Below are 25,848 nucleotides of genomic sequence, written 5' to 3'. Positions count from 1 at the left end.
CCCGCCGCGACAGCCGGCTCAGCCGGCGGTGCTCTCGCGGACTTCGAGGACGTAGTCGGCGGAAAGCTCGGTGGGGGCGGAGTGGTCGCCGTCGAGACGGTTCAGGAGGAGTCGTACGGCGTTCTTGGCGATCTGGGTCTTGTCCGGGCTGATCGTGGTGAGGCTGGGGGTGCTGTAGCGGCCGTCTTCGATGTCGTCGAATCCGACCAGGGCGATGTCGTCGGGGACGCGGAGGCCGCGGCTGAGGATGGTACGGAGGGCGCCGAGCGCGAGCAGGTCGTTGTAGCAGAAGACGGCGTCGGGCGGTTGCGGGAGTGCGAGCAGCTCGGCCATCGCGGCCGCGCCGTCCGCTCGGTGGAAGAACTCGGTCGGGCGCACCAACTCCGGGATCGGTTCCCGGCCGGCTGAGTGGAGAGCGGACAGGTAGCCCTGCGTACGGAGTTGACCGGTCTGCCGGGTCTCGTCGAACTGGTCGCCGATCGCCGCGATGCGCCGGCGGCCGAGCTCGATCAGGTGCCGGGTCGCGAGCTCGGCAGCGCCCACGTTGTCGATCATGATGTGGTCGAGCCCGCCCTCGACGACACGTTCACCGAGCAGGACGACCGGCGTGGAGGACGGCCGGTCGCGCAGGTCGGCGCCGCCGAGCGCGAGCGGGTTGAAGATCAGCCCGTCGAACATCGCCGCCCGGTTGCCGCGCATCACCAGTTCGCGCTCGCGGACCGGATCGCCGTCGGTCTGGTCGACGACGACCGTGTACCCGGCGGCCGCGGCCTGCTCGATCACGGCCCGGGTGAGCTCGGCGAAGTACGGTACGTCGAGCTCGGGCAGGACGAGTGCGATCAGGCCGGAGCGGCCGTTCCGGAGGGTGCGGGCGACCGCGTTCGGCTGGTACCCGAGCTCGTCCAGCGCGCGCTGGACCCGGGCCCTCGTCTCCGGTGCGACCTGCTTGAAGTCGTTGACGACGTTCGACACCGTGCGGACCGAGACACCGGCCCGCTCGGCGACCTCGCGGAGTGTGGCGGCCACCCTGCACCTCGTTCCGTCCGACGATGAACTCTTGACACTTGCAACGTTGCAACCCTAGCGTCTCCATCATCACTTGCAACGTTGCAAGCTCCACAAAGTCATGAGGGAACACAACATGACCACTCCCCTAGCTCCTCTGTCCCGCCGCACGCTGTTCCGCGGTGCCGGCGCCGCGCTGGTGGCCGGCGGTCTGGGCGCCTGCGCCCCGGGCGGTACGACCGGCAGCAAGTCGCTGCCGAGTGCCGGCACGACCAAACCACCGTCCGGTGAGATCACCATCTGGGATCGCACGGGCGACCTGTACAAGGTGTTCGACAAGGCGATCGCGTCGTTCACGGCGAAATACCCGCAGGTGAAGGTCAACCATGTGGCGGTCGACGTGAACGCCAAGCTCCCGGCCACCCTGATCAGCGGCGCCGGCGTCCCGGACGGCGCGTTCTACGACGACGCGCTGCTCACCGGTGTGGCGCCGCACCTGTACGACCTCAGTCAGCTGATCGAGCAGTACAAGTCGGACATCGCGCCGTACAAGCTCGGTGTGGTGACCGTCGACGGGAAGGTCGTCGCGGTGCCGTGGGACCTCGACCCGGGTCTGCTGTTCTACCGCGAGGACATCGTCACCCAGGCGGGTGTCGACCCGGCCGGATTGTCGACGTACGACAATCTGCTCGGCGCCGCTCGCACCGTCCGGGAGAAGTTCCCCACGGCGAAGCCGATTCACCTCGAGAACGACCAGTTCCTCGCGCAGTTGTGGGTCGACATGTTCGCCAACCAGCAGGGCGGGGCGATGGTCGGTGCCGACGGCAAGCTTGCGATCGACTCCGACCCGTACCGCAACGCGCTCACCTGGCTGGACAAGGTCCGGTCCGAGCAGCTGGGGACGCTGGCGAAGTACACCCAGCCGACCGATCTGCAGACACAGGACAACGGCACTCAGGTGTTCGTACCGTGGGCGCAGTGGTTCGTGTTCGCGCCGGAGCAGTTGCTGAAGGCAAGCAAGGGCAAGTGGCGGGCGACCGCGCTGCCCGCGTGGCAGGCCGGCGGTGCACGAGCCGGGGTGATGGGTGGCTCGTCGTTCGTCATCCCGGCCAAGGCGAAGAACCCGGAGCTGGCCTGGCGACTGTACGAGCACCTGGTCTTCAGCAAGGAGGGGTACACCGCGGTCTACGGGTCGAACGACGTGTACCCGGGAGGCCTGAACACGTCGATCCCGTCGTACCTGCCCGCGCTCGACCCGAACGCACCGCTGTTCAAACCACTGGCGGCGCTCGGCGGTCAGGACCTGTGGAAGGTCGCCGTCGACGCCGGGAAGCAGGTGCCGGGCGGCTACACGATTCCCACCTGGTGGGGGAAGGCCGTCGACTACTTCGGCGTGAACGTGCAGAAGTTGCTGGCCGGGCAGATGAGTCCCGACGAGGTGCTGAAGACGTCCGCGTCGCAGATCCAGAAGAACCTAATGGGGCCTAGCTGAATGGCGGCGCTCACCGAAGTGGCTACGACCCGGCGCACCGCTCAGCGGGTACGACGACGCCGGGTCCCGGTCGCGCCGTACCTGTTCGTCGCGCCGTTCATCCTCGTCTTCGCCGGGTTCAGCGCGTATCCGATCTTCTTCGCGCTCCAGCTGAGCTTCACCAACTGGCACGGCGCGGGCGCGCTGAAGGTCATCGGGTTCGCGAACTACCGGTACCTGCTGACCAGCCCGGACTTCTGGCAGTCGATGGCGACCTCCGGCGTGCTCTGGTTGCTTGTCGTACCGGCGCAGGTCCTGCTGGCGCTGGTGATTGCGGTGGCGTTGCGCAAGGCAAGGTTCCGCGGGGTGTTCAGCGCCACGCTGATCGCGCCGTTCGTGACTCCACTGGTGGCGATGGCGCAGGTCTGGATCATCTTGTTCGACAAGGACTTCGGCGCCGTCAACCACGGATTGTCGACAATCGGATTGCCTGCAATCGGCTGGCTGACGACCGCCGCCGGCGCCAAGGTGACGGTCGCGCTGCTCGTGCTCTGGCGAACGACCGGGTACGCCGTCATCCTGCTGCTCGCCGGATTGTCGACAATCCCCTCGGATGTCTACGAGGCGGCGACGATCGACGGCGCCGGCGCGTGGCACCAGTTCTGGTCGATCACCGTGCCGCTGGTGACGCGCACGCTGAGCTTCGTCGTCGTGATCGGCACGCTGACCGTCTTCCAGTTGTTCGCCGAGCCGTACGTCGTGACCGGCGGCGGACCGTTCAACGCGACCAGGACCGCCGGGCTGTACCTCTACAAGCACATCACCAACTCCGACCTCGGACTCGGGGCCGCGAACTCGATGCTGCTCGTGGTGATGGTGCTGGGGCTGTCGCTCGCCTCGATCCGGTTGCTGCGCTCGAGGGAGGACTCATGAAACTCGGAGCCTTCGGACGCTACTGCCTGCTCACCGTGGCCGGCGTCATCAGTCTCGCGCCGCTGCTGTGGATGATGGTCTCGTCGCTGAAGCCCGGCGCGGACATCATCTCGAACCCGTTCAACTTCGCCCCGGGCCGGCTGACGCTGACGAACTTCCGGTCGATGCTCGACACGATCCCGATCGGCACCGGTTTCCGGAACACCGCGATCGTCGTCCTCGTCAAGGGGGCGCTGACGATGATCTTCTGCCCGATGGCGGGGTTCGCGTTCGCGAAGTACGTGTTCCCGGGCAAGCGGCTGCTGTTCGCGACCGTGCTGACCACGTTGATGCTGCCGACGCTCGTACTGCTGATCCCGTTGCTGCTGGAGATGAGCCAGCTCGGTTGGGTGAGTACGTTCCAGGCGTTGATCCTGCCGGGCGCGATCGACGCGTTCGGTGTGTTCTGGATGCGGCAGGTGATCCTGGCGATCCCGGACGAGCTGCTCGACGCGGCCCGGGTCGACGGCGCGAACGAACTGCGGATCTTCGCGAGCATCGTCGTACCGGTGATCCGGCCGGGGCTGGCGGCGCTCGGCGTACTGACCTTCATCAACATCTACAACGACTTCGTCTGGCCGGTGGTCGCGGTGAACGACGAGCAGCACCAGACGCTGCAGGTGATGCTCTCGGCGCTCGCGCAGAACATCCGCTCGGGTCAGCTCGGCGCGGACTGGACCAGCGTCTGGGGTCAGTTGCTCGCGGCAAGCACCGTGGCGGCGATCCCGGTCCTGATCGTCTTCGTCGTCCTGCAACGTCACCTGATCAAAGGCGTCATGGCCGGCAGCTTGAAAGGCTGATTCATGGAGAACACCGCACGTCCGGAATATCCCCGGCCGCACTTCGACCGGTCGGACCGTTGGCTGAACCTCAACGGTGAGTGGGACTTCGCCCGCGAACCCGGGCAGTACGGCGAGAGCATCGTCGTACCGTTCCCGTGGGAGCATCCTGACTCCGGCGTGGTCGCGCACTGGCTGCCGAGGGCCTGGTACCGGCGACGGATCGAGCGGCCCGCGGACTGGGCGAGCGAGCGGACCGTCCTGCACTTCGGAGCGGTGCACCACCACGCCACCGTGTGGATCAACGGCGTTCTGGCGGTCGAGCACACCGGCGGGTACCTGCCGTTCGAGGCCGACATCACCGACCTGCTGGACGACGGCGTCGGCGAGCTCGTCGTCCAGGTGGACGCACCGACCGACAAGCGGTTCATCCCGCACGGAAAACAACGCAGTACACCGCCCGACGACTACGACGGCTGCGCGTTCACGCCGTCGAGCGGGATCTGGCAGACCATCTGGCTCGAACCACGGCCGGCCGAGTACATCTCGCAACTCGAGCTTCGTCCGACCGCGGACAGCATCGAGGTCACGATGACCGGTCCGTCGCCGGTGCGCATCGAGATCCCGGGCGTGCTGATCCGCGAGTACGACGAGTGGCCGGGGACGGTGACGCTGCCGATCGCCGAGCCCCGATTGTGGACTGTTGACAATCCACATTTGTACGACGTGATCGTGACCGCCGGCGCGGACACCGTCCGCGGGTACACCGGGTTGCGGACGATCGAGTGGCACAGCGGCAACCTCGTGCTGAACGGCGTCCCGACGTACGTCCGGGGTGTTCTCGACCAGGGGTTCTGGCCGACCGGCGGGCACACGGCGCCGAGCGACGAGGCGCTCCGGCGAGACCTGGAGCTGGCGCGGGCGGCCGGGTTCAACCTGGTCCGCAAGCACATCAAGCTCGAAGACCCGCGCTGGCTGTACTGGGCCGACCGGCTCGGCATGCTCGTGTGGGCCGAGCCACCGTCGACCGGCCGGTTCCGGGCCGATGCCGTCGCCTCCTTCGAGGACGTCGCCGCCGGGATGGTCGCGCGCGACGGCAACCACCCGAGCATCGTGATCTGGGGCGCGTACAACGAGGAATGGGGCCTGGACTGGGACGTGCCCGGCGACCCGGCGAAGCAGGACGCCGTACGGCGGGCGTACCGGATCATCAAGGCGGCGGATCCGAGTCGTCCGATTGTCGACAACTCGGGCTGGGCGCACGTCGAGACCGATCTGGTCGACTGGCACTACTACGACGAGAACGTCGGCTCGTGGGCCGCGATCGCGGACCGCGTGATCAACACCTCGGACGGCAGGTTCCCGGTCCGGCTCGGTCCGGAGTTCGTGGCGGAGAAGGCGATCGCGGCACCCGGGTTCGACGGGACCGGCAAGATGAGGCTGAACGGCGAGTACGGCGGCGGGTCGACGAGCGTGGAGCGCGGGTGGCACCTGCGCTGGCAGACGCAGGAGCTTCGCCGGCATCCTCGGAACGCCGGGTACATCTACACCGAGCTGTACGACATCGAGCACGAAACCGTCGGCATCTACACCTACGACCGCCGGCCGAAGGACCTCGGCGGCGTGGTTCCGTCCGACGTCCACGCCGACACCGTGCTGATCGTCGACGTCACTCCCGAGGCGCCCGGCCGCGACCTTGTACTCGCGGGCGAATCAGCGTCGATCCCGGTCCGCGTCTCGCACCACGGGCCGGAGCCGTTGCTCGGCACCTTGCACTGGTCGTCAGGATCGGCACCCATCGACGCCAAACCGTTCACGGTCACCGAGCCGATCGAGGTCACGAGGACACACCCCGGCCGCCTGCACCTGTGGATCACCGACCCGGGCGGCACGGTCGTCGCCCGAACCTTCGTCGACATCACGCCTGCCGACGACCCGAACTGACCCGCCGCCGCACCACCCGGCAACGTGCGCTACAACCCGAACCTGTCCACCTACCCCCGCGCGATCCCCTAGGTGACGGTCGTCGTGCGTGTGGCGACCAATGTGCCGCGTTTGAAGGTGCGGCGGGTGCCGGGAAGGCCGCGGATCACGTCGTTCAGGTTGGAGTGGGAAAAGACCACCAGGTCCGCGTAGTCACCCTCCTGTACGCCGTACTTCGTCAGGCCTAGGTACTGCGCGGCGCGGGTCGTCACCATCGCGAAGCCCTCGTGGACCTCCGCGTCGGTGCGGAGCGCGGCGGACAGGCAGGTGATCAGGCAGGTCTCGACCGGATCGAGGTTGCCGAACCGGAACCACATGTCGTGCAGGTTGTCCGTACCGGCTGCCACGTTGACGCCGGCGGCCAGTAGCTCCTTGGGCCGGGACGCGCCCCGCCCGCGTGGCGTCGTACCCTCGCCGACGAGTTGGAGGTTGCCGATCGGGCAGATGCAGATCTGCATCCCGGCCTCGGCGACCAGGGCGATCACCTCGGCGGCATGCTCTTGCGGGTACGCCGCCAGCGCGCAGCAGTGCACCGCGTTCACCCGGCCGTGCAGGCCCCGCGCGATCGTCTGCTCGGCGACGAGTTCGAGCGCCCGCTGCGACGGTACTTCGGACATGTCGGCGTGGATGTCGACGTCGACGCCGAACTCTGTCGCCAAGCCGAAGACCGTGTCCAGGTGCGCCCGGTACGCCGCCGGGTCGCCCTCGTTGTCGGGGCCGCCGCCGATCAGGTCGGCGCCGAGCTCGAGCGCCTTGCGCAGCAACGGAACCGCGCCCGGGTCGCGGACGATGCCTTCCTGCGGGAACGCCACCAACTGGATGTCGATCTGCGCGCTGTAGGCGGCCCGTACCTCGAGCAGCGCCTCCAGGCCCGTGAGGCCGACCGAGCTGTCGACGTCGACCTGGGCCCGCACCGCGCCGACACCGTTGCCGACGGCGGCTTCGATCGCGAGGCCGGCACGCCGTACGACGTCGTCGTGGGTGAACTCGCTCTTGACGGCGGCGCCGCGGGCCATCGACTCCGTCATCGAGGTGTTGCCGACCGGACCGAGCCGGGGGAAGGTCAACGCCTTGTCGGGATGGAAGTGTGCGTCCACGAACGACGGACAGACCAGACCTCCGGCCGCGTCGACGACGGTACCGGTTCGCCGGGTGCCTGTTGCCGGGGCGACCTGGGTGATCACGCCGTCGGTGACGGTCAGGTCGGCGAGCCCCGCGCGTTCGAGGAGTTGGGCGTTGGCGACCACAGTGGTTGTCATCGGCACCTTCTTTCATAATTCCGGTATACGGAAAACATCTTCCTTATGACAGATATATTTGAGGTTCGGCCATTGACTCCGGGATCCCGGGCCGCAGAAGATCCAGCTGTCCCACGGAGGAGGAGAACATGACAGCCGAGCGCGGACTCACCAGCTTCAACAAACTGCCGGACGACGAGCTGACCACTCACCTGATCGCGTCCTGCCATCTGCCGGTACGGCGCTGGGCGGACGACGTGGCCGCCGCGCGGCCGTACCCGGACCTCGCCACCCTGGTCGAGACCGCGCAGCGCGGCGCGGCGCAGCTGACGGCGGCCGAGGTGGTGGCGGCGCACGAGGGCCTGCTCCGGCTCGGTGCCCCGATCCGCGGCCAACACGCCGAGGCGCGCTGGTCGAAGAGCGAGTCCGGCGGAGTCGGCACCGACGAGCAACTGCTGGCCGAGCTGGAACAGGCGAACATCGCGTACGAGGCTCGCTACGGCCACGTCTTCCTGATCAGCGCGACCGGACTCGACGGCCGGCAGATCGTCGACGCGATCCGGCGCCGGATCGCGCACGACGACGCGGCGGAGGTCGCCGAGATCAAAGGCGAACTGGCCAAACTGCTGGCGATCCGGTTGCCCAAGCTGCTCCAGGAGCTGGCCGGCAGCGCCAACTAGGCCTGGTCGGGCAGCATGTCGCCGATCATCTCCAGCGAGTTGCGGCGCCCGCTCGCGATGTGGTCGGCCGAGATCCGCCGGGCCTCGGCCCCGTCGCCCCGCTCGATGGCCGCGAACAGCAGTTCGTGGTCGTCGAGCGCCGAGTGCGAGTCCCGCGGCGAGGTGAGCCTGGTGAGCCAGCGCGCGCGACCACTGATCTGCCGCATCATCCGGGTGAGCAGGTTGTTGTCGGCCAGCAGTACGACCGACAGGTGGACGTCCGAGCTCTCGGTCGCGATGTCCGCGTCGTCCCCGGTCGCCACCGCGGTCCGCTCCCGGTCGATCGCGGCCCGCAACTCGCGCAGCAACTGGGTCCCGTCGGCCCCGACCCGGACGGCCGCCAGCTCGGCGGCCAGCGGCTCGAGGGCGCCGCGTACGGCGTACAGCTCGTCGACGTCGCGCCGGGTCAGCTGGTTCACCACCGCGCCGCGCCGCGGCTGGCTCGTCACGAAGCCCTCCGCCTCCAGCATCGGGATGGCCTCGCGCAGGGGGATCCGCGAGACCTTCAGGCTGTCCGCCAGCAAGGTCTCGCGCAGTTTGGTGCCGGGAAGGATCCGGCCGTTGATGATCTCCTCCCGCAACTGCTGGTAGATCAGCTGGGGCAAGGAACGATCGATCCCGCCGATGGGCTGCACGGTCAACACACCTCCGGTCATACATGTCGCGACCGTTCCGGCCGGGTCCGGTCCGATGCGCACAGGTCTCTTTCTACACGGCGAAGCGGTACTCCCGGCGTCCCGTCGCGGGGCGAGTCCGCCCGGCGGCCGCTCCGCAGGACCGCGACCGGGTGGCAGATCGCGTCCGGATCGAGCAGCGGATCGCCGGCCACGACGACCAGATCCGCCACCTTCCCGGCCGCCAGGGTGCCGACGGCGTCGTCCAGGCCGAGAAGCTCCGCGGGTATCCGGGTGAACGCCTCGATCGCGGCCACGGCCGGCATCCCCGCCTCGGCGGCCAGCCGCAGCCACAGGTCGGTCCGCGCGAACTCGGTGTCCCCCGGGCCGGCATCGCTGCTGATCGCCATCCGCCCGGCGTACCCGTCGGCGAGCAGCCGCCGTACGACGTCCAGCTTCGCGTCGAAGTACCGGCGCAGTCCGTCGTACTCGGCCTGCTCCGCTGGCGGCAACGGGCCGTCGGCGGTCCGGAACCGCTGCATCCGCTCGGCGCCACCGGCCTGCAGGGTCATGCTGACGAAGACCCCGGCAGACAGCATCTGCTCGACCAGCGCGAGGTCGTAGTCGATCGCGCCGCCGCGGCCGTCGGCGAGGAAGTCCGCGTGCTCGACACAGTCCACGCCGGCCTCGACCGCGTTCCGGATCGACTGGGTCGACCGGCAGTGCGCGGTCGTCGGTACGCCGAGAGCGTGGGCCGCGTCGACCGCGACCCGCAGCTCCGCGACCGTGTACGTGACCCGGTCCGGCCGGCTGCCAGGCGTACCGCCACCCGATGCCATCAGCTTGATGTGGTCGGCGCCCTGCGCGACGAGCCGGCGGACCGCTGCCCGGATCGCGTCCGCGCCGTCGGCCTCCCCGTGGCAGAAGTGGAAATGCCCGAGGCTGGGCGTGATCGGCCGGCCCGCGAGCAGCAGCCGGGGACCGGCGAGGTAGCCCCGCCGGACGCCGTCCCGGACCGCGAACATCACCGTGTTCCGGCCGCCGTTGTCCCGCACCGTGGTGATGCCGGCCGCGGCCAGCCGGCGCAGGTTGGCCGCCGCGACCAGCGCCAGCAGCTCGTCCGGGTCGCGGTGCATGGCGGCGTAGTCGCGACCGTCGGCCGGCATCGTGAGGTGCACGTGCGCGTCGATGATCCCCGGCACGATCGTCGCGTCGCCGAAGTCGACGACCGGGTACGGCGGATCCGTCGTCCCCGGTCGCACCGCCTCGATCCGCTCGCCGGACACGAGCACCTCGCCGTCGCGGAGCACCTGGCCGTCGCGGCCGGTGAGCACCCGCGCGGCCCGGTAGCCCACGGTCATTTCAGTCCCGACGAGAGCAGGCCCTGGATGTAGTAGCGCTGCATGACGACCGACAGCGCCACGACCGGGACGGTGATCACGGTCGCCGCGGCGAACATCTCGCCGTACATCGGCTGATAGTTCGCCGCGGTCTGCAGGCTCGCCATGGCGACCTGCGCGACCTGTTTGTTCGGGTCCTGGTTCGCCACCAACGGCCAGAAGTAGTTGCTCCACGACCAGATGAACTGCACCAGCGCCAACGTGGCGAGCGCCGGTTTCACGTTCGGTACGGCGAGCCGCAGGAACGTCCTGGCCGGACCGGCGCCGTCGACCGCCGCGGCGTCGTACAGCTCCTCGGGGATGTCGCGGAAGCTCTGCCGCATCAGGAAGATGCCGAACGGGTTCGCGACGAACGGCAGGAACAGGACCGGGTACGTCGACAGCAGCCCGAGGCCCTGCACCGTCTTGTACAGCGGCACGATGACCGCTTCGACCGGGATGAACGCGCCGAGCATGCACAGCCCGAACACCGCGGTGCCGAGCCGGGACCGGACGCGAGCGAACCCGTACCCGGCCAGCGTCGACACGACCATCGCGCCGAGGATCTGACCGGCCGAGGCGATCACGGTGTTCAGCAGGTTCCGGCCGAAGCCGAGGGAGCCGAACAGGTTCGTGAAGTTGTGCAGGGTGAAGGGTGCCGGCACGAAGGTGCGCCAGCTCAACGGGTACGAGTCCTTCACGATGTCGCCGGTCGACTTGAACGCCGAGAGTGTCATCCAGAGCAGCGGGAACCCGATCAGCAGGACCACCACGGCGACCACGAGGGTTGTGCGCAGGCGCCGCCCGATCGCGGCGAGCGCGAGCGGGGTCCGAGGCTCGGCCGACGTACGGCCGATGGTCTGGTGCCGGACGGCGAGGACTGTGAGCTTGTCGTGGGTCATGCCGAGTCCTTCTCTCGCAGGAAGAACAGCTGGGCCGCGGTGACCAGACCGAGCAGCACGAGCATGCAGATCGTGGCCGCGTACGCGGTGCCGTAGGCGGAGTACTGGAAGCCCTGCTGGTACGAGTAGTAGATGAGGTTCCGGGTGCTGTCGTTCGGTCCGCCCTGGGTGATCAGGAGGATCGAGGTGAACACCCGGGACCCGGTGACCGTGGCCATGAAGACGGCCACCGCGGTACTGCGGCGCAGCAGGGGAACGGTGATACTGAGAAAGGTCCGGCGCTCGCTGGCACCGTCGAGGCTGGCCGCCTCGTAGACCTCGGTGGGAACCGATTGGAGCCCGGCGAGGAAGATCAGCGTCGGCAGGCCCAGGTCCTTCCAGACGGAGATCGCCACCAGGCTGAGGAGCGCCTGGTGCGGACTGGTGGTGAACGGCTGGGACGGCAGTCCGACGGCGTTCAGCAGCGCGTTGAGTACGCCGCTGTTCGGGCTGAACATCTGGTTCCAGATCAGGATGGCGACGGTCTCCGACGCGGCCAGCGCCGCGATCACGGTGGTCCGCAGGACGGCCGAACCGGCGATCCGGCGGTTGATCAGCTGGGCGAGCAGCATGCCCAGCGGAACCTCGACCACGATCATCGCCGCGATGTAGAGCAGCGAGTTCAGGACCGCGCGCCGGAACTGCGGATCGGCCAGCAGTGCGTGGTAGTTGTCCAGGCCGACGAATCCGCCGGCCGCGTGGGTGAACGGGTTGAACGACTGGAAGCTGCCGGCCAGCGCCTGCAGCACCGGGTAGTACTGGAAGAGCACCAGGCCGGCGACCGCCGGGAGGATGATCCAGTACGCGAACCGGTTGTCGCGGCGACGCAGCCGCAGTGGCGACGCGATGAGATGAACGGCCATGACGTCCCTACCTGACGTGGTCGGCTACTTGTACTTCTTGAGGTTCTGGTCGATCTTCTGCGCGGCCGCGTGCAGCGCCTGCGCCGGATCGGCACCGAGCGCGATGTCCTTGACCGTCGGGTTCATCGTGTTGAAGTAGTCGAACCAGCCGACCGTCCGCGGCGCCGGCGAGTTCTGCTCGCTCAGCTTCACCGCGAGTTTCTGGATCGGATGCTGGTACTCCGTCATCTGGCCGATCAGCGACGCCCGGGCCGGGATCGACCCCCACAGCCGGTGGAACTGCACCCGGTTCGCGTCGTTCGTCAGATAGGCGCCGAGGGCAACGGCCGCCTCGGGGTTGGCGGTCTTCGCCCAGACGATCGGCGAGTCCGAGCTGCTGCAGCCGAACAACGCCTTGCCCCGCGGCCACGGTGTCACGCCCCACGAGAAGCTCGGCTTGTTCTCCGGCCTCCCGTAGTAGTTCGCCACACTGAACGAGTCGAGCGAGAGGGCCGCCGTACCGGCCGTCAGCTGGTCGGGCACGGCACCCACCGGAGTGAGCCCGTCCTTGAAGGTCTGCTGGTAGTACGTCATCCCTTGGATGGACTCGGGGGTGTCCAGGTACCCGGTGCTGGTGAGGCCGTCCTCACTGACGCCTGCCCAGGTGCGGTACGCCGAGCTGTCCTTCGCGGCGGACCGGTCCCCCATCGTGCGGATCCAGAAGCTCTCGTGCTGCGTGTAGTTGGAGCCCGGACCGCCGTTGCCCGCGGTGGATGCCGCGAGCGGCCAGGTCTTGGTGTCGCCCTTCTTCCGCAGGTTGTTCCGCAGCGCGTGCATCGCGTCGAACAGCTGCTCCATCGTCCAGCCACCGGCCGGGTCCTCCGGCTCCGGCGGCGGCGCGACACCGGCCCGCTCGAAGATGTCGCGGTTGAAGTACAGGACCTCGGTGTTGTTGTCCCACGGCAGGCAGTACAGATGGCCGTTGTTCGAGCCGGCCTCGCGAAGCGGCGCGCTGATGTCCTTGACGAACGCGTCGGTCAGGTAGGCCTCGAGCGGCAGCGCGATCTGACCCACCGAGTACGCCACGGTGAAGTCGTTGCGGCCCATCATCAGGTCCGGCGCGTTGTTCGCGGCGACGTACACCTGGAGCTTGGTGACCAGGTCGCCGTACGGGACGATCTCTTCCTTCACGGTGATGTTCGGGTACGCGGCCGAGAACTTCGCGTAGAGGCTCTGCAGGAACGCGTTGACCTGCGGCGGGTAGTCCTGCCGCATGAAGCGCACCGTGATCTGCTTGCTGGGCAGCTCCGGCCCGCGGTACCCGCCGAGGTCGAGCTTGTAGTGGCCGGGGCCCGGCCCGGTGGGTACGGCGGCACCGGCCGTCGCACTGCCCGAGTTCGAGCATCCCGCGAGGGCGGGGGCGATGGCTGCCGCGGCGGCGCTCAGGATGAAGCCGCGGCGCGAGAGGTGACCCCCTGCAGGGGATGTCGGGTGGGTCATGATGCTGGTCCTCCTCGTACTGATGCTGTGGACCGGAACGGGTGTCAGGCGGGAGCGGTCGCGGCCTCGCGGAGGCCGAGCCGCTCGCACGCCTCGAGGGCGCGGCCCAGTCGGCTGGTGGGGCGAGCCTGGCTCGCCTGGAGTACACGCAGCGCCTGTTGGTCGGGCGTCGCGGACATCGCTCGTACGGTCGTGGCGTACTCGGCGACGGACAGATCGGGGTGGTTGGTCATCCACTCAGGGTCGAAGGGGTGTACCTGGAACTGGCCGCGATGCAGCTCGATCCAGTACCGGACGGTACGGCCGGCCGGCGGGATCAGGTCCGTCACGACCGGCCAGTCGACCAGGCCGTCACCGACCGGGCAGAGCAGCCGGTCCGCTCCCCCGGCGGCCGCGGCGAACAGCGCGTCGTCGACGTACACGTGCCGCGTGTACGGCGCGACCCGGGCGGCGGCCGCCACCGGGTCCTCGAGGTTGACCAGCACGTTCACCGGGTCGAACCCGACCGTGATCAGGTCCTCGCCGCAGCGTTCGACCAGCCGGACCACGTCGTACGTCGAGATCTCCTCGTGGGTCTTCACCGCGAGCCGCAGGTTGTGGTCCGCGAGGATCGGCCGCAGCACGCCGGTCAGAGCGACGAAGGCGTCGAGCTGCCGGTGCCACGGGACGAGGCGCGCGTACCGGTCCTCGATCAGGCCGATGATCACCGGTACGTCGGCAACCCCGAACGCGTCGGTGGCCGCGGCGAGCCGGGCGAACCCACGTAGCGCGTCACCGTCCCCGGCCCGCAGCAGCGCCACCGAGTCGTCGAGCCGGTGCGGATGCAGGTTCGGGAAGCCGGCCACGACCTCGACGCCGAGGTCCGTACCGTGGTCGCGAACCTCGGCCAACTCGGCCTCGTCCAGGTCAGGGCTCAGCGAGAATGCCGTCGGGAACAGGACCGCGCCCAGCCCAGCATCGTGCGCGAGCCGGAGAACCTCCACCGGGGTGAGGTCCTCGTCGGCGAGGCTGAGCGCGTAGGCGCCGAGCCGCGGGGCGTTCACGTCGCCAGTCCGAGGCTGTCGACCAGCGCGTGCAGGTACTTGATGCTCGACCGGGCCGCGTCGACCGCGTCGGTGAATCCGAACGTCGTCGGCGTGCAGTCCTCGATCGACGCCAGGTCACCGGCCGCGATCCGGCGGCCGCCGTCCTGGGCCAGCCCGAGGTACGCCGCCAGTTCGCTCACCGACAGATCCGGATGGGCCGCCTGCCAGGCGTCGTCGAACACCTCGACGACGGTCTGGGTCCGGCTCGGGATCTGGTCCGCGCGGAACGTCGGGTAGGTGACCGCCACCTCGTCCCACGGCTGCGCGTTCTCGATCGACAGCGTGAGTTCCGGCGTCCGGACGGCGAGGATCCGCAGGATCGCCTCGAAGTCGATCAGTCCCTGGCCGAGCGGACGTTCCTGGTACAGCACGCCGTCCGCGTCGACGGCCAGCGCGGCGTCCTTGAAGTGCGTCTGCCGGACGTACGGCGCGACCCGCTCGGCCGCTCGCACCGGGTGTTCGGCCCGCTGCATCGGGTTCGAGGTGTCGAAGACGATGCCGATCGCGTCCGGTCCGACCGCCTCGACCAGCCGGACGAGCTCGAAGGTCGTGATCTCCTCATGCGTCTCCAGGTTGATGTGGATCCCGAGATCGCGGGCGATCGGGGCGAGGGTGCGGAGGTACTGCTCGGTGGCGACGAGCTGGTCCTCCCAGCTGACGTCGGTGCGGAACCGGTCATAGGCCAGCCGGCCGGGGTACGGCTTGTAGTTCGCCGTACCCGCCCACAGCTCCAGGCAGCCGATCTCGGCACACGCTGTCATCATGCGCCGGAAACCGAGCAGCGTGTCACCGCCGCCGATCTGCCGCAGCTCGGGCGCCTCGGCCATCGCGTACGGGTTGACCTTGCCGAGACCGGACTCCAGGTACAGCCCGAGCTCGTCGGCCCGCTGCCGGATGTCGCGGAGCTCACCGGGGTCGAGCGTCGGCGACATGTCCAGGACGGTGCGGAAGAAGATGCCGGAGACGCCGAGGTCCTTGGCGTGGTCCAGGCCGGCGAGCGGTCCGTTGGCCTTCGAGCCGGGGATCTTGCGGCCGTCGATGCCTACGCGCATGCGATCACTCCTTGCCTTGGTGGAATGCGGCCTCGCCGGGCGAGGCCCGACGGTGTGAACTGCCCCACACCGTTCTTGCATCTTGTATATTCGATGCAATATGCCTCGTCAATGGGTAAGAGAGGACGGCGCCGTCATGACCGTTACCGCCGACGAACGCGATCACGTTCTGCAGTCGCTCGACCGCGATCCGGGTCCAGCACTGGTTCTGCTGGCCGATCGACTCGACCAGCTCCACCGCGGGATGGCCCCGCGCGCCCAGCTCACCTACCGGGTGGCCGAGCGTTCCTTCACCGCCGGCCGCCACGAGATCCCGGCGCTCGCGCTGCTCTTCCGTTCGTACGGCGTCGCCGCCGAGGCTGACGTCGACGCGGTCGAGCGCGCTCGCGGGCTCGCCCTCACCGGCGAGGTGCGCCCACCGGCCTGAGTCTGGTTCGCGGCTGGGCACAGCAGAACACCGCGACCGGAGAGCCGGTCGCGGTGTTGTTGTGGTGTTCGGTTGTCAGCGCGTCAGCACACCGTGAACTTCGGGGCCGGGTCGTTGTAGGTGTCGCTCCAGGGGCCGGCGCTGACGAGAATTTCCATCGTCAGGCACGGTGCCGAGGCCGGCGAGTACAGCATCGCGCCGGTGCCGACGGTGTTGTCCTTCGCGGACTGGCCGTACCGCCCGTACTGGTTGCTGATGCTCGCGTAGATCCCCATGCCGTTCGGGTTGCTCGGCGCGACCTGGACCCAGTTGGTCACGCAGCGCGCGGACCAGTAGACGCGGGCCTGGCCGACGTACCGCCCGTACTTGTCCCAGACGCCGGTCGAGTAGATCTGCTGCTGGTCGCTGGTACAGCCCTTGATCCACGGGAAATACCCGGTCATCTCGGAACCCGCGTGCGCCGGCACCGCCGCCACCGCGGTCCCCAGCACCCCGAGTGCCAGCGCCGCGATCCCCGCCCGAACCTTGCTCTTCAGTCTCATGTCCCGGAACCTAACAACGGGCCGAGAGCAACCACTCCGAATGAAGGCAAACGCTTCACGCTGCACCGGCACCTATCCCCGGACTGCACCGAGAGCTTGCGATAGATGCGGCTGAGGTTGCCCTCAACGGTCTTCACGGACAGGAACAGCTGGGCGGCCGGGTGATGTCGGGATCCTGGGCGATCGGTGTCCGATGCAACGGACTTCCGGCGACATGCTGGTGGGTGGGGGCGGTGACCGCCTAGCCTCGCTGCTCACCTGACGGTCGTGAGCGACCGCGCGCGCTCCTAGGAGGAAGCGATGGCTAACGCCTCGACCGCACTCATCGACGCCGGGCGTACCGGCGTACACATCGGCGGCCGCTGGGAGGATGCGCGGAGCGGCGGCCGTTTCGCTGTCCACGATCCTGCTACCGGAGATGTCGTCGCGGAAGTGGCCGACGCCGGTGCCGCCGACGCGCAGCGGGCTCTTGACGCGGCTGCTGCCGCGGCGCCGGCGTGGGCGGCGTCCGCGGCGCGGGAACGCTCCGATGTGTTACGTCGAGCGTTCGACGCCGTGCGCGATCGGCGTGACGAGTTCGCGGCGACGATCACCAGCGAGATGGGGAAGCCCCTGCACGAGGCTCGTTCCGAGGTCGAGTACGGCGCCGAGTTCCTTCGGTGGTACTCCGAGGAGGCGGTGCGAAGCAACGGGCGCACCGGCGCCTGGCCCGAGGGCAGACAGTCACTCGAGGTACGTCGTCGGCCGGTCGGCCTGTGCTACCTCGTCACACCCTGGAACTTTCCGCTGGCGATGGTGACCAGGAAGATCGCGCCCGCCCTGGCCGCCGGCTGTACGGCGGTGCTCAAGCCGGCCGAGCTCACGCCGCTCACCGCGATGTTGATGCTCGACGTCCTCGCCGACGCGGGGTGCCCGCCCGGAGTGGTGAATCTGCTGACGACCTCGGACCCGGGCGCGGTCAGCGAAGCAGTCTTCGCGGACTCGCGGCTCCGCAAGGTCAGCTTCACCGGCTCGACGGCCGTCGGCCGTACCCTGCTGCGGCGGGCGGCCGGCCAGGTGGTGCGTACGTCGATGGAGCTCGGTGGAAACGCTCCGTTCGTCGTCCTGCCGGGCGCCGACGTGACGGCGGCTGTGGACGCGGCCATGACCGCGAAATACCGGAACATGGGACAGGCCTGCACCGCTGCCAATCGGTTCCTGGTCCACGAATCGTTGATCGCGGAGTTCGGCGAAGAACTCGCTCGCCGCAGCCGCCAACTGGTCGTCGGTCCGGGCGCCGATCCGGCGACGACGATCGGTCCGCTGATCACCTCGACGGCCGTCGAGCGTTCTCTTCGGCTGATCGACGACGCCGTGGCGCGCGGTGCCAGTCTGCTGGCAGGTGGGAGGCGGATAGATGGCAAAGGCAACTACCTCGAACCGACCGTGCTCAGCGGCGTGACGCCAGGTAGCGAGATTCTCGCCGAGGAGATCTTCGCCCCGGTCGCGCCGATCAGCGGGTTCGCGTCGGTCGACGACGCGGTTCGGCGTGCCAACGACACCGAGTACGGCTTGGCCGGCTACGTCTGCGCGCCGACGAAGGAGGCCGGCGAGGCGGTCGCGGCGCGTCTCGAGGTCGGCATGGTCGGCATCAACTCCGGCGTCATTTCCAACGCGGCCGCGCCGTTCGGCGGCGTGAAGAGTTCCGGCATGGGCCGCGAGGGCGGCTCCGAAGGCCTCGACGAGTACCTCACCGCACAATACGTCAGCTGTCCGCTGTGACCGGGGTCACGTACACTCGGAACGCCCCTCGAGCCACGCCAGCCGGGCAGGAAGGGAGACTCAGCATGACCATGTCGATGTCTCACATGGAACATCTGGTGACCACCGGTGACCTGATCGCCGAACTCGCCGCCAGGGCACCGAAGCTCGGCGGCAACGACGCCGGCTGGCCAGGGCTCACGATCTACCGGTTCGTCGAGCCGACACAGCCGCAGTGGGAAGAGATCCAGTCGCTGTCGCTGGGCATCGTCGCGCAGGGACGCAAGGCGGTGATCATCGACGGCAAGACCTATATGTACGACCCGTTCAACTATCTGATCCTGAGCAGCCACCTGCACTTCCAGGCACAGATTCTGGAGGCGACTGCCCGCAAGCCGTTCCTGTCCTTCGTCCTGCAGATCGATCCGGCCGTGGTCAAGAAAGTCTCCGCGGACATGCTCGAGCACCGCTCCGTGGTGGCCTTCCCGCCGGAGCGCGTCGCCCGCATCCACCAGGACAAGGGCATGGTCTCGGCCCTCGATCCGGAGATGATGAGTGCCGTCCTGCGGTTCCTGCAGAGCCTCGGTACCGGCGCCGACCGTCGCGTGCTGACCCCGATGTACCTGCAGGAAATCGTGTACCGCGTGCTGCAACGCGAGCAGTACGCACGGATGCTTCAGATCGCGGCCAAGCAGTCCGGGCAGAACCCGGTCTCGGCGGCGCTGACGTACATGAGGAAGCACTACGCCGAGCAGATCACCGTGAACGACATGGCCGAACAGGTCTGTCTGAGTCCGTCGTCGTTCTCACACCTGTTCCGGGAGATCACCGATCGTTCGCCGTACCAGTTCCTCAAGGAGCTGCGGCTGGACCAAGCCCGGCAACTGTTGCTGGACGGGCGGTTGAGCGTGACGGACGTGTCACGGGCCGTCGGCTACTCCAGTACGTCACACTTCATCAAGGAGTTCCGTACACGGTTCGGCACGACGCCCAGGGCCTATGTCGATGCCGAGACCCTGGGCGTGCAGCTCGACGCGCTCAGGGACGGGGCGAGCTGACGGCAGCCACCAGCGCCTCGGCCAACGGCCGGGACGATGCCGGGTTCTGCCCGGTATACAGATTGCCGTCCTGGATCACGTACGGCGCCCACGGCGTCTCGCCGGCCTCGAACCGCCCGCCGAGTTCACCCATGCGATCCTCCAGCAGCCACGGGGCCTGGTCGGCCAACCCGACCTGAGTCTCCTCGACGTTCGTGAAGCCGGTCAGCCGGCGGCCGCGGAACAGCCACCCGTCAGGGCCTTCGGCAGCCAGCAGGGCCGCCGGACCGTGGCAGACCGCCGCCACCGGCTTGCCCAGATTGGTGAACTCGGCAACCAACTCGCCGAAGGTCTTCGAGACGGCCAGATCCTCCATCGGCCCGTGCCCGCCGGGCACGAAGACCAGATCGTAGTCCGCGGCGGCGGTGCGATCGAGATCGATCGGCTCGATGTCGATGCTGTCCAGGTAGGCGCGGAACCGTTGCCCGGGCTCGACCGAGCCGCCGTTCATCTCCGCGGAGAATCCCGCCTCGTCCGGGGCCGGTGCCACACCACCAGGTGTCGCGACGACGACCTCGAAGCCGGCCTGCGTGAACACTTCGTGCGGTACCGCCAGTTCCTCTGGCCAGTAGCCGCAGGGATGCCTGGTGCCGTCCCGCAGAGTCCAGTAGCTGGAACCGGTGACGGCGAACAGGACACTTGTCATGGTCGAGAACCCCTTCTGGTACGTGATGTCGGCTCCCTGGCAGGGTCCCTCGCACCTCGGCGTCCCGGCGCGGGTTCGGGCTGAATCCCGTCGGTTTCCGGCACAAGCTCGCCGGAGTGCGGCATCGCCGCGGGAACCGGCGCGGAATGGGCACACATCGTGCAGGAACTCTTCACCACGTCCCGCCGCACTCGGGTTTCCTACTTCCCAGACCCACCCGTCCCGAACATCTGAGAGGCGGCACGATGACACGCATCGCGTATCTGGTCTCGAGCGCATCCGAGATCACGCTGGCGGACGGCAGCGCCCATCCCACCGGCTACTTCGCCGAGGAGGCCGTGAAGCCGTACGACCGCTTCGTCGCGGCCGGTTTCGACGTGGCCGTCGTCACGCCTGACGGCAGGCCGCCGACCGCCGATCCGTACGGTCTGCGCTGGTACTTCCACTACCCCGACGAGGACAAGGACTATCTGGACTCGGTCGTACGCACGTTCGCCAACGACCCCGACGACATCCGGTTCACCCTCCACCAGAACACGGAGCTCGGGCTCGCAGCGGCCCGCCGCATCGCCGCGATCCTGCAGGCCGGCGGCCTGGATCCCGCAGCGGCCCACGCGGCGGTCAGCCGGGCGGCGAAGATCGCCTGGCGGGAGGACCGGCCGCTGGTCGACGTCGTCTCGTCGGACGGCTTCTCCCCCACCGTGAACCGAGCGGAAGCACAGGCGGCGGTCGACGCGCAGCGCCAGGACAGCGAAGCTCTCGCCGCCGAGCGACACAACCGGCTGCAGTCGATCGAGGGATTCCGGCGTCCTCTCGATCTCAGCTCACTCAGCGACGAGCAGCTCGCCGCGTTCGACGCGGTCTTTGCTCCCGGTGGCCACGGGCCGATGGTCGACCTGGCTGACGACCCGGATGTCGCCCGGCTGCTGACCACGCTGCAAGGCAAGCAAGCACCGATCGCCGCGCTGTGTCACGGGCCCGCACTGTTGCTGTCGGCACCGGAGCGCCCAGACGGGCAGTGGCTGTTCGACGGGTATCGGATGACGTGTTTCACCGACGAGGAGGAGAACCAGACCGAACCCGGCCGGCTCGGCTTGCCGTGGTACGTCGATACCGCCCTCAAGAACGCCGGCGCTGTCTTCGATGACGGACCAGCAGCCTGGGCCAGCCACGTCGTGGTCGACCGCAACCTCATCACCGGTCAGAACCCGGGCTCGACCGAGGCAGTTGCGGCCGCCGTCGTCAGGGCCCTCCGTGGCACGACAGCGAAGGCGGCGTGACGTGAGCACTGACAAGGCACTCTCCGGATCCACCGCCGCGCACCGCTTCCTTTCAGCATTCGCCCGACGGGATGCGGCAGCCGCAGCCGCGGAACTGGCGCCTGACGCGAAGGTGACTTTCCACGGGCTCGGACGCAGCGGTACCGGACCCGAGCTCGTACTCGAGGCGCTCGGCGACATCGCCACCGCGTTCCCGGACCTGCTCGTGACCGTGAAGCGCGTTCTGATCACCGGCGACGTCGTCACCGCCCAGCTCAAGGCCGAAGGCACGCAGGCTGCCGAGTATGCCGGCGCGATCAATCAGGAGAAGCACCTTGACCTGGACGAAGGCTGGCGGTTCCAGCTGACCGGCGACCGGATCACCGCGCTCGACGTCTATTGGTGCCAGCAGCAGTTGTACCGCCGGCTCGCCGTCAAGCGGTTCGACCAGGTAGCGATCGTCTGAGGAGGGCGGAGATGATGACTGCGAAACAGAACACCGCGCTGGTCGAGGAGTTCTTCGACCGGTACCGCGGGCACGACGTGCAGGGCATGGCAGAGCTGTGCTCGATCAACGCGGACTTCTCCTACCCGCCGTTCGAGCTGTGGGGCAAGCAACGTGTGCTGCGTGGCGACGGAAAGGTCGGAACGGTCGGCAAGGCGATCTGGGCCGGCCTGATCAACTCGTTCCCCGACCTCACCAACGTCGTGCACTCGGTCACCGCGAACGACGACGGTGACGTCGTCGCCCAGATCGGCATCAGCGGTACGCAGCGGTCGCCGTGGGGATACGTACTCCCCCAGGGCAAGACGTACGACGAGCCGCACCTGTTCATCTTCCGGATCGGCGAAGACGGCCTCATCGCGTCGGTCACCGCCTACTGGAACAACGGCGCGATCAGCCGCCAGCTCGGCCACCTCGAAGTCGACTAGGAGAACACCATGACATTGCTGAAACGGGAAGAATGGCAGGGATTCGTCCGAGACGTCGACTGGACCCCCACGTACGTCGACGACGAGGCCGTCTACCCCGAATGGCACTCCGGCACCGGAAAGGTTCCCCGGGACGCCTGGCTCGGCTGGGAAGAGTCGTACAAGGTGACCTACCCCGAGTACGTCGCCACCCAGCGGGAGAAGGAATCGGCCGCGTACGCGGTCAAGGCCGCACTCCAACGCTCCGGAACCTTCGAGCACCTGGACGAGGGCTGGAAGTCAGCGACCAAGATGCATTTCGGCGGCGTCGCCCTGGTGGAGTACGCGGCCGTGCTGGCGGAGTTGAAGATGGCCCGGTTCGGGCTGAACGGCGCCTGGCGGAACATGGCGACCTTCGGTCAGCTCGACGAGATGCGGCACGCCCAGATCACCACGTTCTTCGGACACGAGTTCATCGCCAAGGACCCACAGTACGACTGGACGCAGAAGACGTTCCACACCAACGACTGGGTACCGATCAGCCTGCGCAACCTCTTCGACGGGATGATGATCGCGCCCAACGTCGTCGACCTGGCGATCGAGTTGCCGTTCACGTTCGAGACCGGATTCACCAATCTGCAGTTCGTCGCGCTGTCGGCGGACGCGCTGGAGTCCGGCGACGTGAACTTCGCGAACATGATCTCCTCCATCCAGACCGACGAGGCCCGGCACTCGCAGCAGGGTGGCCCGACGATGGAGATCCTCGTCGAGCACGATCCGGTCCGTGCGCAGTGGATCATCGACAAGAGTTTCTGGGGCTCGGCCCGGGCGTTCGCCGCACTCACCGGCCCGGCGATGGACTACTACACGCCACTCGAGCATCGCAAGCAGTCCTACCGGGAGTTCATGGAGGAATGGGTCATCGACCAGTTCATCCGCACGATCGAGGACTACGGCCTGAAGAAGCCGTGGTTCTGGGACGAGTTCATGCGCGGCCTCGACACCTGGCACCACGGCCTGCACATGGGTCTGTGGTACTGGCGGCCGACTCTCTGGTGGCGTCCGAAGGCGGGCGTCTCCAAGGACGAACGTGAGTGGCTGCAGGAAAAGTATCCGAACTGGGAGACCGTGTACGGCGACAAGTGGGACGTGATCATCGACCAGGTCAACGCCGATCACGTCGAGGCCACCTTGCCGGAGACCCTGCCGTGGCTGTGCAGCACCTGCCACCTGCCGGCCTGCAATGCGACGCAGTCCCGTGACGGCAAGTGGCGGGTGCGGAGCTGGCAGCTCGACTACGACGGCCACAAGTACCACTTCTGTACCAACGCGTGCCGCCAGATCTTCTGGAAGGACCGCGACAACATCAACCACGAAACGCTCGTCGACCGGTTCCTGGCCGGCCAGATCCAGCCCATGGACGTCGGCGGCATCCTCACCTACATGGGCATGACGCCCGAGGCCATGGGTGACGATCCGGACTACAAGGCCTGGACCCGTGACTACGTCGGCCGTCCGGCCACGGGCCTCGTCGGAGCCGGATCATGACCGCGCCGGCCACCGAGGACCGCGCGCCCGAGCTGGTACCACTGAACGCGGTGTTCGCCACGGACTTCGTCCAGATCCTCGTCCCGGTCACCAGCGCCAACACCATGACCGAGGTGGCCGCCGCGGTCGCCCATCACGTCGAAGGCAAACGGGTCCGGGCGCTGCCCTACCCGAAGGTCGTCATCCACAACGGCCGCCGGCTGCCCGCCGGCCTGACCGTCGCCGAAGCCGGCATCGCGCCGCTCGACCACATCGCCGTCGAGTACGACGTACCGGAGGAAACGCCATGAAGAACCCAGTCGGCCCAGTGCTCCGGATGGGCGACCAGATCGACGACGTGGTCGCCGCGATCCGCGCCGACAATCCCGGCCAGGACATCGAGGTCATCGACCGTGGTTCGTACGTCCGGGTCCAAGGCGAGGAGCGGGTCCGCGTCACCGAGCAGACGCTTCGGGAGCACCTCGGTCACGACTACGAGCTCCGGTCGTTCGGCACGATGATGTCGTCGTTCGCCGGGCGCGTGGTCAACAGCAGCGACGAGATCGTCTGGGAGAAGATCACCAGCGGACGAGGAGGAACGGTCCGATGAACGAAACGACAGCACGCACGCCGCGGCCGCGCCGGACCTTCAGCGCGTTCGGCGAGGTCCGGAAGATGCCCAGCGAGTACGAGATCGTCACCCACGGGCAGAACTGGACGATGCGCCAGAACCGCCCCTCGGCATTCGAGCAGAACCCCTCGTCGCCGGCCAACCTGTGGTTCCTCACCTATCGCGACCAGTCGCCGTTGCAGGCCGACGACTGGGAACAGTTCCGCGAGCCGGACAGCCTCACCTACCGGATGTACGTGAACGAGCAGGCGGAGGCCGAGACGAAGATCCACGGTGTGCTCGAGGAGTACGCCGAACTGGGCGCCGACCGCTCCCTCTCGCCGGGCTGGCTGGCGACCCTCGGCACCCTGTACACACCGTCGCGCTATCCGGTGCACGGCTTCCAGCAGGTCGAGGCGTACATCGGCTATCTGGCGCCGACGTCGTACCTCACCAATCCGGCCGGGCTGTCGACCGCGGACTTCCTTCGACGGGTGACGACCATCGCCTACCGCACCCGCGAACTGCAACTGGCACATCCGGAGTCCGCGATCGGCACCGATCAGGAACGACGGCACTGGCTCGAGCACGAGGCCTGGCAACCCACTCGCAAGGCCGTCGAGTCGATCCTCGCCACCTACGACTGGGGCGAGTCGTTCACCGCGCTCAACCTGGTCCTGCTACCGACCCTGGACGACGTTCTCACCAGGCAGTTCGGAGAAGTTGCCCTTGACAACGGTGACAACGTGACCTGGCTGCTGCAGAGCTTCCTCGACGCGGACAATCAGCGGCGGAACAGGTGGAGCGCGGCAGCCGCCCACTTCGCGATCGGCAGTCGGGCCGGCTCCGGGCCGGCGATCGAGAGGTGGATCCGGAAGTGGAGTCCGGCTGCCGACGAAGCCGCGGCAGGCCTCGGCACGCTCCTGGCGACGTTGCCCGAGGCTCCACGTGCCGCGCACGAGGTCGCCGGCCAGGCACAGGCTGCGCGTCAGGCGTTCCTGTCCACAGTCCTCGGTGCCCCCTCAGGGGGGACGTCATGAACCCGGCGGCGGCGATGCAGACAATGCACGAGACGATCCACATCGACGACCTGTGGGAAGGCGATATGGCCCCGGTCGACGTGAACGGAACCAAGGTGCTCCTGATGAACGTCGACGGCGACGTCAGGGCCTACCAGAATCGCTGCCCGCACCAGGCCTGGGCACTCGACGAGGGTGACTTCGACGGTGCGACTCTGACCTGCGTGCGACACATGTGGCAGTTCGACGCCGCCAGCGGTCAGGGGGTCAACCCGGACGACTGCAGCCTGAGCCGCTACCCCTGCGAGGTCGGCGACGACGGCATCATCAGAGTGGACGTGGGATGACCAGGCAGCGGTACGTCATCGTCGGTGGAGGAGTCGCGGGGGGCACAGCCGCCCCGGGTCGCCGCGCGCACCGCGTCGACCGCCCAAGGGTGATGATAAACGGCGGTACGGTACAACCCAACCAGCCACCCCCCCATTACCA

Annotated in this window: 27 protein-coding genes; 16 read left to right on the top strand and 11 right to left on the bottom strand. The window is 68.1% G+C overall.

What is annotated here, in order from left to right; all coding sequences use genetic code 11:
* Positions 1–18 precede the first annotated feature (18 nt).
* Positions 19–1,026: a LacI family DNA-binding transcriptional regulator gene (locus tag ACFV9C_RS33490; RefSeq protein WP_380199821.1), complete on the bottom strand. Its 1,008-nt coding sequence runs from the start codon at positions 1,024–1,026 to the stop codon at positions 19–21.
* 115 nt (positions 1,027–1,141) lie between these two features.
* On the opposite strand from ACFV9C_RS33490, the gene ACFV9C_RS33485 reads away from it, so the two are divergent.
* Genes ACFV9C_RS33485 through ACFV9C_RS33470 form a run of 4 tightly spaced genes read left to right on the top strand, consistent with a single transcriptional unit; the run spans position 1,142 to position 6,171 of the window.
* A complete protein-coding gene (locus ACFV9C_RS33485; protein ID WP_380199819.1) occupies positions 1,142–2,497 on the top strand; it encodes an ABC transporter substrate-binding protein in 1,356 nt (451 codons plus the stop codon).
* 18 nt (positions 2,498–2,515) lie between these two features.
* Positions 2,516–3,409, top strand: a complete 894-nt coding sequence (locus ACFV9C_RS33480) for a carbohydrate ABC transporter permease (RefSeq protein ID WP_380199817.1) — start codon at positions 2,516–2,518, stop codon at positions 3,407–3,409.
* A complete protein-coding gene (locus ACFV9C_RS33475) occupies positions 3,406–4,248 on the top strand; it encodes a carbohydrate ABC transporter permease (RefSeq protein WP_380199815.1) in 843 nt (280 codons plus the stop codon). The genes ACFV9C_RS33480 and ACFV9C_RS33475 overlap by 4 nt, the downstream gene beginning before the upstream one ends.
* Positions 4,249–4,251: 3 nt before the next feature.
* Positions 4,252–6,171 (top strand): glycoside hydrolase family 2 protein, encoded by a 1,920-nt coding sequence (locus ACFV9C_RS33470; RefSeq protein WP_380199813.1) that lies wholly within the window; start codon positions 4,252–4,254, stop codon positions 6,169–6,171.
* 68 nt (positions 6,172–6,239) lie between these two features.
* Here the strand turns inward: ACFV9C_RS33470 and ACFV9C_RS33465 are convergent, their stop codons facing one another.
* A complete protein-coding gene (locus ACFV9C_RS33465) occupies positions 6,240–7,469 on the bottom strand; it encodes an amidohydrolase family protein (protein WP_380199811.1) in 1,230 nt (409 codons plus the stop codon).
* 128 nt (positions 7,470–7,597) lie between these two features.
* Between ACFV9C_RS33465 and ACFV9C_RS33460 the strand changes: the two genes are divergently transcribed.
* On the top strand, positions 7,598–8,128 hold the full coding sequence (locus tag ACFV9C_RS33460) for a 2-oxo-4-hydroxy-4-carboxy-5-ureidoimidazoline decarboxylase (protein ID WP_380199809.1): 531 nt from the start codon (positions 7,598–7,600) through the stop codon (positions 8,126–8,128).
* Here ACFV9C_RS33460 and ACFV9C_RS33455 read toward each other — a convergent pair.
* The 7 genes from ACFV9C_RS33455 to ACFV9C_RS33425 are packed head-to-tail and all read right to left on the bottom strand — an operon-like array spanning position 8,125 to position 15,580.
* Positions 8,125–8,802 (bottom strand): GntR family transcriptional regulator, encoded by a 678-nt coding sequence (locus ACFV9C_RS33455; RefSeq protein WP_380199807.1) that lies wholly within the window; start codon positions 8,800–8,802, stop codon positions 8,125–8,127. The two genes, ACFV9C_RS33460 and ACFV9C_RS33455, sit on opposite strands and share 4 nt — an antisense overlap.
* A gap of 17 nt (positions 8,803–8,819) precedes the next feature.
* Positions 8,820–10,142 carry an amidohydrolase family protein gene (locus tag ACFV9C_RS33450; RefSeq protein WP_380199805.1) on the bottom strand — a complete coding sequence of 441 codons (1,323 nt, stop codon included), beginning with the start codon at positions 10,140–10,142 and terminating at the stop codon, positions 8,820–8,822.
* Positions 10,139–11,062, bottom strand: coding sequence for a carbohydrate ABC transporter permease (locus tag ACFV9C_RS33445; RefSeq protein ID WP_380199803.1), 924 nt, complete (start codon positions 11,060–11,062; stop codon positions 10,139–10,141). Before ACFV9C_RS33445 ends, ACFV9C_RS33450 begins: the two co-directional genes overlap by 4 nt.
* On the bottom strand, positions 11,059–11,964 hold the full coding sequence (locus ACFV9C_RS33440; protein ID WP_380199801.1) for a carbohydrate ABC transporter permease: 906 nt from the start codon (positions 11,962–11,964) through the stop codon (positions 11,059–11,061). The genes ACFV9C_RS33445 and ACFV9C_RS33440 overlap by 4 nt, the downstream gene beginning before the upstream one ends.
* A gap of 24 nt (positions 11,965–11,988) precedes the next feature.
* Positions 11,989–13,443 (bottom strand): extracellular solute-binding protein, encoded by a 1,455-nt coding sequence (locus ACFV9C_RS33435; protein WP_380199799.1) that lies wholly within the window; start codon positions 13,441–13,443, stop codon positions 11,989–11,991.
* Between the two features lie 44 nt (positions 13,444–13,487).
* Positions 13,488–14,486: a sugar phosphate isomerase/epimerase family protein gene (locus ACFV9C_RS33430; protein WP_380199797.1), complete on the bottom strand. Its 999-nt coding sequence runs from the start codon at positions 14,484–14,486 to the stop codon at positions 13,488–13,490.
* On the bottom strand, positions 14,483–15,580 hold the full coding sequence (locus tag ACFV9C_RS33425; RefSeq protein WP_380199795.1) for a sugar phosphate isomerase/epimerase family protein: 1,098 nt from the start codon (positions 15,578–15,580) through the stop codon (positions 14,483–14,485). Before ACFV9C_RS33425 ends, ACFV9C_RS33430 begins: the two co-directional genes overlap by 4 nt.
* A gap of 136 nt (positions 15,581–15,716) precedes the next feature.
* On the opposite strand from ACFV9C_RS33425, the gene ACFV9C_RS33420 reads away from it, so the two are divergent.
* Positions 15,717–16,007: a hypothetical protein gene (locus ACFV9C_RS33420; RefSeq protein ID WP_380199793.1), complete on the top strand. Its 291-nt coding sequence runs from the start codon at positions 15,717–15,719 to the stop codon at positions 16,005–16,007.
* Positions 16,008–16,090: 83 nt separating this feature from the next.
* Here the strand turns inward: ACFV9C_RS33420 and ACFV9C_RS33415 are convergent, their stop codons facing one another.
* A complete protein-coding gene (locus tag ACFV9C_RS33415; protein WP_380199791.1) occupies positions 16,091–16,549 on the bottom strand; it encodes a hypothetical protein in 459 nt (152 codons plus the stop codon).
* A gap of 300 nt (positions 16,550–16,849) precedes the next feature.
* On the opposite strand from ACFV9C_RS33415, the gene ACFV9C_RS33410 reads away from it, so the two are divergent.
* Positions 16,850–18,310 carry an NAD-dependent succinate-semialdehyde dehydrogenase gene (locus tag ACFV9C_RS33410; RefSeq protein WP_380199789.1) on the top strand — a complete coding sequence of 487 codons (1,461 nt, stop codon included), beginning with the start codon at positions 16,850–16,852 and terminating at the stop codon, positions 18,308–18,310.
* An 86-nt stretch (positions 18,311–18,396) separates the two neighbouring features.
* Positions 18,397–19,347 (top strand): AraC family transcriptional regulator N-terminal domain-containing protein, encoded by a 951-nt coding sequence (locus ACFV9C_RS33405; RefSeq protein ID WP_380199787.1) that lies wholly within the window; start codon positions 18,397–18,399, stop codon positions 19,345–19,347.
* Here ACFV9C_RS33405 and ACFV9C_RS33400 read toward each other — a convergent pair.
* Complete coding sequence (locus ACFV9C_RS33400; RefSeq protein ID WP_380199785.1) at positions 19,328–20,032, bottom strand: type 1 glutamine amidotransferase domain-containing protein; 705 nt, start codon at positions 20,030–20,032, stop codon at positions 19,328–19,330. The two genes, ACFV9C_RS33405 and ACFV9C_RS33400, sit on opposite strands and share 20 nt — an antisense overlap.
* Positions 20,033–20,277: 245 nt before the next feature.
* Between ACFV9C_RS33400 and ACFV9C_RS33395 the strand changes: the two genes are divergently transcribed.
* Genes ACFV9C_RS33395 through ACFV9C_RS33360 form a run of 8 tightly spaced genes read left to right on the top strand, consistent with a single transcriptional unit; the run spans position 20,278 to position 25,706 of the window.
* On the top strand, positions 20,278–21,312 hold the full coding sequence (locus tag ACFV9C_RS33395; RefSeq protein ID WP_380199783.1) for a type 1 glutamine amidotransferase domain-containing protein: 1,035 nt from the start codon (positions 20,278–20,280) through the stop codon (positions 21,310–21,312).
* A 1-nt stretch (position 21,313) separates the two neighbouring features.
* Entirely contained in the window at positions 21,314–21,757 is a 444-nt protein-coding gene (locus ACFV9C_RS33390; protein WP_380199781.1) for a nuclear transport factor 2 family protein, read from the top strand.
* Between the two features lie 11 nt (positions 21,758–21,768).
* Positions 21,769–22,224 carry a nuclear transport factor 2 family protein gene (locus ACFV9C_RS33385; RefSeq protein ID WP_380199779.1) on the top strand — a complete coding sequence of 152 codons (456 nt, stop codon included), beginning with the start codon at positions 21,769–21,771 and terminating at the stop codon, positions 22,222–22,224.
* 9 nt (positions 22,225–22,233) lie between these two features.
* On the top strand, positions 22,234–23,751 hold the full coding sequence (locus tag ACFV9C_RS33380; RefSeq protein WP_380199777.1) for a toluene monooxygenase: 1,518 nt from the start codon (positions 22,234–22,236) through the stop codon (positions 23,749–23,751).
* The gene (locus tag ACFV9C_RS33375) at positions 23,748–24,041 is read left to right on the top strand and encodes a toluene-4-monooxygenase system B family protein (RefSeq protein WP_380199775.1); all 294 of its coding nucleotides are present in this window, start codon (positions 23,748–23,750) and stop codon (positions 24,039–24,041) included. The genes ACFV9C_RS33380 and ACFV9C_RS33375 overlap by 4 nt, the downstream gene beginning before the upstream one ends.
* A complete protein-coding gene (locus tag ACFV9C_RS33370; protein WP_380199773.1) occupies positions 24,038–24,340 on the top strand; it encodes an MmoB/DmpM family protein in 303 nt (100 codons plus the stop codon). Before ACFV9C_RS33375 ends, ACFV9C_RS33370 begins: the two co-directional genes overlap by 4 nt.
* The gene (locus ACFV9C_RS33365) at positions 24,337–25,380 is read left to right on the top strand and encodes a hypothetical protein (RefSeq protein ID WP_380199771.1); all 1,044 of its coding nucleotides are present in this window, start codon (positions 24,337–24,339) and stop codon (positions 25,378–25,380) included. Before ACFV9C_RS33370 ends, ACFV9C_RS33365 begins: the two co-directional genes overlap by 4 nt.
* Positions 25,377–25,706 (top strand): Rieske 2Fe-2S domain-containing protein, encoded by a 330-nt coding sequence (locus ACFV9C_RS33360; RefSeq protein WP_380199769.1) that lies wholly within the window; start codon positions 25,377–25,379, stop codon positions 25,704–25,706. Before ACFV9C_RS33365 ends, ACFV9C_RS33360 begins: the two co-directional genes overlap by 4 nt.
* Positions 25,707–25,848: the final 142 nt, after the last annotated feature.

The organism is Kribbella sp. NPDC059898, from assembly GCF_042730855.1.
Lineage (GTDB): Bacteria > Actinomycetota > Actinomycetes > Propionibacteriales > Kribbellaceae > Kribbella.
The sequence above is the reverse complement of the archived record's forward strand: the minus strand, read 5'-3'. Positions and strand labels throughout refer to the sequence as shown.